6 protein-coding genes are annotated in these 8,331 nt (G+C 46.8%); 3 read left to right on the top strand and 3 right to left on the bottom strand.

What is annotated here, in order from left to right:
* The coding region (locus tag B3K42_RS08895; protein ID WP_292598342.1) for a DUF401 family protein at nt 1-1,142 on the bottom strand (1,142 nt) is incomplete at its 3' end.
* A 67-nt stretch (nt 1,143-1,209) separates the two neighbouring features.
* On the opposite strand from B3K42_RS08895, the gene B3K42_RS08890 reads away from it, so the two are divergent.
* Nucleotides 1,210-2,139, top strand: a complete 930-nt coding sequence (locus tag B3K42_RS08890) for an alpha/beta hydrolase family protein (protein ID WP_110991124.1) — start codon at nt 1,210-1,212, stop codon at nt 2,137-2,139.
* A 275-nt stretch (nt 2,140-2,414) separates the two neighbouring features.
* On the opposite strand, the gene B3K42_RS08885 is transcribed toward B3K42_RS08890, so the two are convergent.
* Together B3K42_RS08885 and B3K42_RS08880 are read right to left on the bottom strand one after the other, a co-directional pair.
* The gene (locus tag B3K42_RS08885) at nt 2,415-2,774 is read right to left on the bottom strand and encodes a hypothetical protein (protein WP_110991125.1); all 360 of its coding nucleotides are present in this window, start codon (nt 2,772-2,774) and stop codon (nt 2,415-2,417) included.
* A gap of 121 nt (nt 2,775-2,895) precedes the next feature.
* Nucleotides 2,896-3,855, bottom strand: a complete 960-nt coding sequence (locus B3K42_RS08880) for a GNAT family N-acetyltransferase (protein WP_110991126.1) — start codon at nt 3,853-3,855, stop codon at nt 2,896-2,898.
* Nucleotides 3,856-3,973: 118 nt separating this feature from the next.
* Here B3K42_RS08880 and B3K42_RS08875 point away from each other — a divergent pair, with 118 nt between their 5' ends.
* Both B3K42_RS08875 and B3K42_RS08870 read left to right on the top strand, forming a co-directional pair.
* The gene (locus tag B3K42_RS08875) at nt 3,974-5,146 is read left to right on the top strand and encodes a TraB/GumN family protein (protein ID WP_110991127.1); all 1,173 of its coding nucleotides are present in this window, start codon (nt 3,974-3,976) and stop codon (nt 5,144-5,146) included.
* 534 nt (nt 5,147-5,680) lie between these two features.
* Nucleotides 5,681-8,182, top strand: coding sequence for an ABC transporter substrate-binding protein (locus B3K42_RS08870; RefSeq protein ID WP_110991128.1), 2,502 nt, complete (start codon nt 5,681-5,683; stop codon nt 8,180-8,182).
* The last annotated feature ends 149 nt before the right edge of the window (nt 8,183-8,331 follow it).

The raw sequence follows: 8,331 nt of genomic DNA, 5'->3' as shown, positions 1-8,331 counted from the left end.
GCAATCGAGAGCAGCGTGACTACCGATATTCTCTTGATGATTCTAGAATACTCGACCTTGAAGTATTCGCTAGTCAAAACGAGACACAAGTGAACCGGCGAAAGAAGCACTCCAACAACAGCAAACGTGTAAGCGAGAATCGTTGTAGAAAGTGTGCCGTAACCGTTACCCATACTTAGAATCAGAGGAAGACTCAGTCCCACCCCCGCTTGAGTCACACCGGTCATGAATCCCATAAGAAAAGGCAGAAGAACTACTAGCGTAAGAGGAGGTATTGACCATGCCATAAGTTCAGCGCCCATAGCTTGGGGAATCTCGGCGATCTCGACCAGGTTTTTGTAGAAGAAGACCGTAAGAAGCAAGATGAACGTCTTGTACTTGAGAGACGCTACCAGTACCTTTTTCTTGTTCTTATTAACGAGCAAGTAAATGATCGATGTACCTAGAACGGCCAGCCAGCCCGGCTGATTCAGCATCACCAGTATGATAACTGCGATAATTGGCCAGGCGCTTATCATAAACTCCTTTATTGCAGAGTGACTGTATCTGAGCTTGATCGGCTTTCGAATCATCAGTAGATATCCGGCAACCAGAGCGACAGCCCCGACAGGCATTAACCAGAGCACAAGCGTATTGAGTCTTATTCTCGAAATGCCGGACGCAATAACCAGGGCGGGATATAGGGGCCAGAAAAACTCCATTGCGTGCCTGAACCAGTAATTAAAGACGAGACCGTCTTCATTTGATATTGTTGGATCGGATCTTGCCAGATCCTTAACCATTGGGGCAGAAAACATCGCCCCACCCGGCATTGGAAGTAGACCGATTATTGCAGGCATCAAGGCAATCGAAACCCTTGGTTCAGGGAAGAGTCTTTCAACGGCTCTCACGAACCTCGAAGAATTACCGCTCTTATCCATCGTTTCTCCCAGCAAATAGATGGAAAAAACAGTGATGATTACCTTCCAGAATTCCCAGTCACTTACCTCTTTTGCAAAAGCGCCGAAATAGTCTGCCGGCGAAATAAGAAGGACAATACCCAAAGAAATCACGGAAAAGAGGAGCGACAAAGAGATGTCCTTAAAGACTTTTAGAGATAAAATCAAAACGACAATTGCAATTGCGACTGCTAAAGTGTTCATTGGTTCCTCCCGGAAGATACAGGTTAGCTTATCGAATTATTATATAATTTTATAGAGGTAGATGTAAATGGAAAAGGAGATTTTCGCAAGACGTTATTCTGATCATCCGGAGATCTTAGAAACACGAGATACCGCAGATTGCTCAAGAGTAGTTTTGAAGTCGAATTATCCGTCAAACTTCTCCGAAAATAGAAGTATTCCACTCTATCTTTACAGTGGAGGAAAAAAGGGAACCGTTCTTTTCTTTCACGGTAGGGGCGAGAAGAATCTCGACTATCTCAGGTGGTTTCCTGCGACTTTCGCGAAATGGGGATACTCCGGTGCCATGATGATACTCCCCTTTCATTTTGAGAGAACGCCCGCGGGCCACAGATCGGGCGAGCTGTTTCTGGACCCGAGAACGGATGTTCTGAGAGGAAGGTTTGAAAACGCGGTTGTGGACGGATTAACTGCTCTTAATTACCTGAAATGTGAATGTCCCCCGCCTTACTTTTTGATGGGATACAGCTTCGGAGGCTTCATCTCGGTCATAACGGCGGCGCTCGACAGGTCGATCTGCGGACTTTCGCTTGTAGTGACGGGAGGAAACTTCTACCACATAACCTGGAAGAGCTTCGTGACAGGTGTAATGAGAGTCAAATACGAGGAGGACGGTTCCTGCAGTAAGGAGAAGTGCAGAAAACTACATGGCGAAGATCACGAAAGATACATCCGTTCGCTAGAGAGTCCAGAACTGGAAATTGGAAGCGCGCCAATCTCTTGCTTTGAGTACGATCCTCTAACATTCGCGAAGTTTGTCAAGTGCCCGACACTTATCAACGGAGCCCTCTTCGACATCTTTGTTCCCAGACGCTCCACAAAGGAACTCTCGGAGAAGATACCGGATTCGACACTTCGCTGGATGCCTTCCGGCCATCTTACCTCTATATTGTTCAAGAAGACGATACTGAAGAGATCGATCGATTTCTTCGAAGGAAGATGTGAAGGAAGCGTTTAGAGTCTCGCGATAAGAGGCAGAGCAAAAGAAACTGGTCCACCGTTGAACGGTTCTTCGTTTTTGACCAGACTCGAAAAGACTTTAGAAGACGAGAAAAGAAGGAGCGAGATTCTGAATCAGGTTCAGACGGAATTAATACGCGGGTTTCGGGTCTGGAGTCTGGGGTTTGGCAAACAGAAGCCGTTGAACCATCACCATCCTAAGTGTTATTGAGGTTGTCATCTCGGACTTGAAGCGGGATCTGGGCTTCTGAAGACCGTGGCGGGGTTGCAGGTTCAAAAAAACCTTGAGAACTCGAGATGCTGAAAGGAGTTCAGAGCGACAGGAACTGGTTCGCCGTTGAGCGGTTCTCCGTTCTCCGATAAGAGCCGCTTGGCGCTTGCTAAGCGACGCTGAACGCTGGAAAGAGCAACAAAACAGGTTCGCCGTTGGACGGTTATCCTTTCGGCAAAGGAAACCTCTTCTTCGTTCTTGGTCAAACCATTATTCGGAGAGTAGAGAGAAGGGAAAAGCAATGAGCGCAAGTAAGGATCTGGGATCTTGAAAAGCTCTTTAATCCCCTCTCGAGAGGGGAGTAAACTGCCTGGCCTCACAAGGTCTGCACTCACACCGCGCCATCTCTTGACCCTACGCATGTCGAGAACGGACCTCATGTTCAGAACGAGGTATCTGACGTTTCTTTACTTTAGGGCTTACAACTTGGAACAGGCAACTTGCAACTGTCCTCGGCCTCGAAGCGGAACTGGCCGCCGATTGTCAAATGTAATCAAATCCGTAGTTTGGAAGAGAAAGAGGCAGTCCCTTAAATTTACTGCAGCAAAAGACTTCCTGATTGAATTCGGCCAGCGACAGTCTTTCGACAGTCTCTATGAATCTGTCATAGTCCTCTGAAGGCATAATCTCCGTGAAGTAACCCTCCATTTGATCAAAGAAGCTTCTCTTGGAGATAATTTTCGCCGTTCCGGGAAACTCGAACGGAAGGCTCTCCTCTGCCCTGAAGTGTCTTTCGGCAACAATAATGCATTCCTTGAGTCCGCGTTTCTCGATGTAGCCCCTTGTCAAGGAGATTACATCTTTGCTGCTCCCACCGTATTCAATCACGTGATGACTGTCTTCTCTCTCGACAACGGTAATGTATGCCTTTTCACTCAAGAAGGTTTTTGCCTTACGTGCCTCCGCGTAACCCGTTGAGAAGGTTTTCTCGAAATCAGTGAAGTTTCTGATGTATCTCAAGGGTTTCATTCTGTGGAGATAGAGAATCTTATCTATGTCTGAAATCCTCGCTTCTCTCATAGAAGCTGTTCTTCCCGGCTTAACGAGAATTCTCTTCATGCCCGGCGGTCTTACCGCTCCGAACCGCTGGTACAAGCCTCTCCCTCCGGAAATTATGAGAATTGCTAGGCCAATATCTATTGCGAGTTCTTCGGCCTTCGCGAGATTCACGGCGCCGTAGTTCTTCCCACGGTAGTCCGGGTGAGTGCAGACTGAACCGATAAGGCCGGCCTTAATCCTGTGTCCGAATAAAGATATTTCTCTAGGAAGTAAGCCGATCATCGACACCGGCCTCCCGTCCTCCTTAACGATTGTCATGTTTTCAACATTCTCTTCTGAAAACAAAACAGGAAAGATCTTTCCCATTTCGCTCTTGAAGACAAGAGATGCAAGGTCAATCATTCCTTGCAGATCTCCGATTTCTGCTCTTGCGGGATTGCTCAAGAGAACACCTCCCCAGGAATATCTAATCAGCTATATAATTGATAATCTCATAAAGACGAGCTGAGTGCAAGATTGTGATTAAATAGAGTTTGATAGTCAAATCGAAAGGGTGATTTCGTTGTCCGAGACAGTACACAGAATAATGCTTGATGACAAAGAATTGATAATTATCGGTACCGCTCACGTATCAAAGCACAGCGCCGAAGAAGTCAAGACGATTATCGAAGAGGAAAAACCCGATTCCGTTGCAGTAGAGTTGTGCATCTCCCGTTATCAGTCGATGCAGGATCAGGATAGATGGAAGAAGACCGATATCGCAAAGGTAGTAAAGGAGAAGAAGTCTTTTCTTCTGCTAGCTAACCTTATACTTTCCTCTTATCAAAAGAGAATGGCAAAGCAAATAGGAATCCAGGCAGGACAGGAGATGCTGCAGGCTATTGAGTCGGCAAAAGAGACAGGGGCGCAGCTTGTTCTTGCGGATAGAGATATTCAGGTTACTTTCGCAAGAATATGGGGAAATCTTGGCTTCTGGGGAAAGACGAAACTCTTCTTTACTCTGGTTCTGTCAATTTTCAGCGATGAGAAGATTACAGAAGAAGATCTCGATAAGATGAAGTCGGGAGATATGTTGACCTCTGCACTCAGTGAGCTTGCGAAGTCCTTCCCGCAACTCAAGGAGTCATTGATCGACGAAAGGGACAAGTACCTTGCCCAGAAGATCAAGACGGCTCCCGGAAAGAAAGTAGTCGCAGTCGTTGGTGCCGGACATGTCCCGGGTTTGAAAGAGGCTATAAAAGAGGATCAGGACCTTGCGGCACTCACCAAGATCCCCCCGAAGAAGAAGACCGGCAAGATAATCGGCTGGACGATCTCGATAGCGATCATCAGCTTGATTGTTTCAACGATTATAGTGAATCGCGATGCCGGATTTGATCAGATTCTCAGCTGGATCCTCTGGAACGGATCGCTTTCTGCTCTGGGGACTATTGCAGCTCTTGGCCACCCACTCTCTATACTGACGGCGTTTCTTGTTGCCCCTGTAAGTTCATTGAATCCGCTTCTTGCTGCTGGGTGGTTTGCCGGCCTTGTAGAGGCTCTTGTGAGGAAACCCAAGGTCTCCGACTTTGAGAATCTGAACGAAGATGTCAACTCTTTCAAAGGCTTCTGGAAAAACAGAGTCACAAAGATTCTTCTTATAGTAGTCTTTGCAAATGTCGGAAGCAGCGTAGGCACCTTCATTGGGGGAGCCGAAGTAGTTAGAATTTTCATCAAGTCTTTCTTCGGGCAGTAGCACGAAAGTGTTATCATATCGCACTAATTGTTGAATCAAGGTGAGAAAGCACGATCTAATTGAGTTTGGTCAATATTGATGGATTGATTGGTATTACGGGTTTTGAGACTAAGAATCTGGATAACGAGAGATTATCAAGTCATTGAAAAAGGAACAATAAGTATTTCTGCAATGTTCTAAAGCAGGAAAATGAACTTCTCAGTGTTATCGAAAAGCTATTTCATGAAGTATTCTCGCACAAAAAGGAGTTATCGAAAGACAAAATAACGGGGCTGGTTTTATCTGGCAAAGACACCGTAAATCGGGTCTATTTGTTCTTCTGATTTTGCATATGAATGTAATATAATAATCTTGCAAACACATTAGCTTCTTCGTGAAGCATGGATTACTTCAGCATCAAGTCAAATACTACCAGAGATTCTTTGCTTTATAGTAATTTCTAATCGTTACTTCTCGTGTCTAGCTGAAACAGCCTTGCTCCAGCCGAAATCGTGTTTCCTTCGAAATGATAATCACTAAAGGAGGCGAAGGAAAGTGAGAAGAAAGCTGATTTCTGTTGCGTTGGTTACGGTGCTATTGCTCGGAGGACTAGTGTTGGGTGTGCAGAAGGGTCCGTATCCCGATCTAGTCTATTTCAACGTTAGGATGTCCGAAGAGATCGCTCTGAAAGATACTGCAGAAGGGCTGACCGATATCTTCATGTGGGGCCTTTCAGGACCTCAGATCTTCGGACTGGATCAGGCCACTAGAGACAAGCTTGATTTGTATGCCGTTCCATCAGGCTCGTGGTCGCTACTGATGAATCCGATTCCAAACGAAGCGCCTTATGTCGTTGAAGTTGGAGGCAAAGAATATTTCAACGCATTCGCCATCAGAGATATCAGGTTCGCGATGAACGACCTGATTAACAGGCAGTATCTTGTCGATGAGATCCTTGGAGGAGCTGGCACCCCTGCGTTCACCATGGCAACAACTGGCCAGCCGGGAACGTACAGGTACAACCTTCTCGCCACAAAGTTTGGCATGACGGCTGAGGGGAACGAAGCGAGAGCTTTGGAAGTAATAGAAAGTTCTATGCAAGCTGCAGCCGCACTACCGGAGAATGCCGGAAGACTTGTCAAGCAAGGAGATGGCTTCTGGTACTTCGATAATGAGCCCGTAACAATCAAGATTGCTATTAGAGTAGATGATCCTCAAGGTCGTCTAAAGGAAGGAGACTACATCGCCGACCAGCTTGAAAAGGCGGGACTGAAGGCGGAAAGAATGTACTGGGACAGGATTAAGTGCAGTAACGTTGTCTACGGAGGCGATCCGGCAGAGTTTACCTGGCAGATGTATACGGAAGGCTGGGGAGCCGGTGCAACGAGGGCCTTCTGGGAACATATCGTCGCGCAAATGTACGCTCCCTGGTATGGATACATGCCGGGCGGAATGACGGAAGGCTTCTGGAATTACGAACAGGATGAGATCGATGAAGTCACACTAAAGGCTTACACCGGTAACTTCTTGACAGAAGAGGAGTACTGGGAACTTGCTCTCAGAGGTCTTGAACTCGGTCTGGAAGAAGCTGTCAGGATATACGTCGTCAATCAGCTTGACTTCTTTGTCGCGAACGAATCAAGACTCAAACAGAGGTTTGCCTATGGGCTGGGAGACGGTCTAAACACATGGTCGATAAGAACGGCCGTTACAGATGACCGAACGCTATTCATAACACAGTTCTCGGCTATGGGGTCTCTCTTTATGGATGCTTGGGACCCGATAGGAACAGACGGTTTTGACAGCGTCTATTCGAATTACATTGCCGAAAACCTTTACGATTCAGCGATGTTTGAAAGCCCCGCTTCGGCTATCCCAACACCTCTAAGGGCGGTACCGGTTGAAGTTCAAACTAAGGCTCGACGTAATGAAGAAGGAGACGTTGTTGGAGATTTCGAGGTACCTGCTAATGCTATCAATTACTGCCCGTTTAACGAAGCCTGGCTAGAAGTTGGAGAAGGAAACAAGTCGATCTCCATGGCTACCTACGAGTTTAAGTTTGGCAAACTTCACCATGGGCAGCCTATCACGATCGTTGACTTCCTCTATGCTCAGGCATTCCAGATGGAGTGGGCGAACAAAGAGGGCGACGATGATCTCCAGTACGAACAGGCATATTCTTCTTCTCTTCAGAGCGGCCTCGACACTATCATAGGTTGGGTTCTGAACGAGGACAATACAATAACCGTCTACTTCAATTACAACTTCCCGGCGAGCAAGGACAGGGTTGCTAGCTGGGGAGCACCGGGTATAAGCGTTTCTTCATCTGGCCATCCGGTTGGCTGTGCCTGGGAGATAGCGGAAGCCATGTCGTTACTGGTAACTGAAGGAAGCGAATCGGGTACTGCTTACTCAATTACAATGGATCCCGCCTTCACCGAAGTAGATGCCATAGCTCCGGCATGTGTAAAGGATGTAAGAGCCAAGCTTGTTGAAATGAAAGAGAGGAAGTATATTCCCAACTACATAAAGGAGTTCGTGGATGAAGCCTATGTTATAGGGAGATACGATGCGGCAATCAAATTCATTGACAACTACGGCCACGCCTATATAAGCAATGGGCCATTCTATCTGTCAAAATTCGACTCAAGTTCAAACTACATGGAATTGAGAGCTTTCAGAGATCCCGACTATCCATACGAAGACACATACTGGATAGAAGAACTGAAAGCCATAAGGATGGAGATAGACAGCTTGGAAACACCTGCCTTTGTGGCTAAGGGCAGCGATATTCCCGTAAATGTCTACGTATCAGAAGTCACCTATCCAATAGATGAGGCAGTCCCTGCCACAACAGGAAAGGTTACTCTATCCCTGATAGTTGGACAAGAGACACGGGAGTTCGAAGCCGCAATGACTGAAGCCGGACTATTCGAGTGCGTGATACCGGCAAGTGCCGTCGAGGATCTCGATCCAGCATCCTACGATATCATGGCCATTGCCGAGCTGGAGGGAGCCATTCCCGCTTCTGCTTCGACTTCGATAGTAATCTACTGATAAGGTTCAAGTTCAAGAGGCAGTGTCAAAATGACACTGCCTCCTCTTTCATTTATCCAGTAGAGCGACACAAGATAGAGTGAAAAGCTACAAACCTACTAGACGGCCTTACGATGTGAAGTCCCGTTTTTCATTCGGAATCAAGACTT

It is taken from the genome of Mesotoga sp. UBA6090 (assembly GCF_002435945.1).
GTDB lineage: Bacteria > Thermotogota > Thermotogae > Petrotogales > Kosmotogaceae > Mesotoga.
The sequence above is the reverse complement of the archived record's forward strand: the minus strand, read 5'-3'. Positions and strand labels throughout refer to the sequence as shown.

Bases quoted from the DNA above. Each gene is read 5' to 3' on its own strand.
- B3K42_RS08885 (WP_110991125.1), bottom strand. From the start codon at position 2,774: ATGCGTAGGGTCAAGAGATGGCGCGGTGTGAGTGCAGACCTTGTGAGG.
- B3K42_RS08890 (WP_110991124.1), top strand. From the start codon at position 1,210: ATGGAAAAGGAGATTTTCGCAAGACGTTATTCTGATCATCCGGAGATC.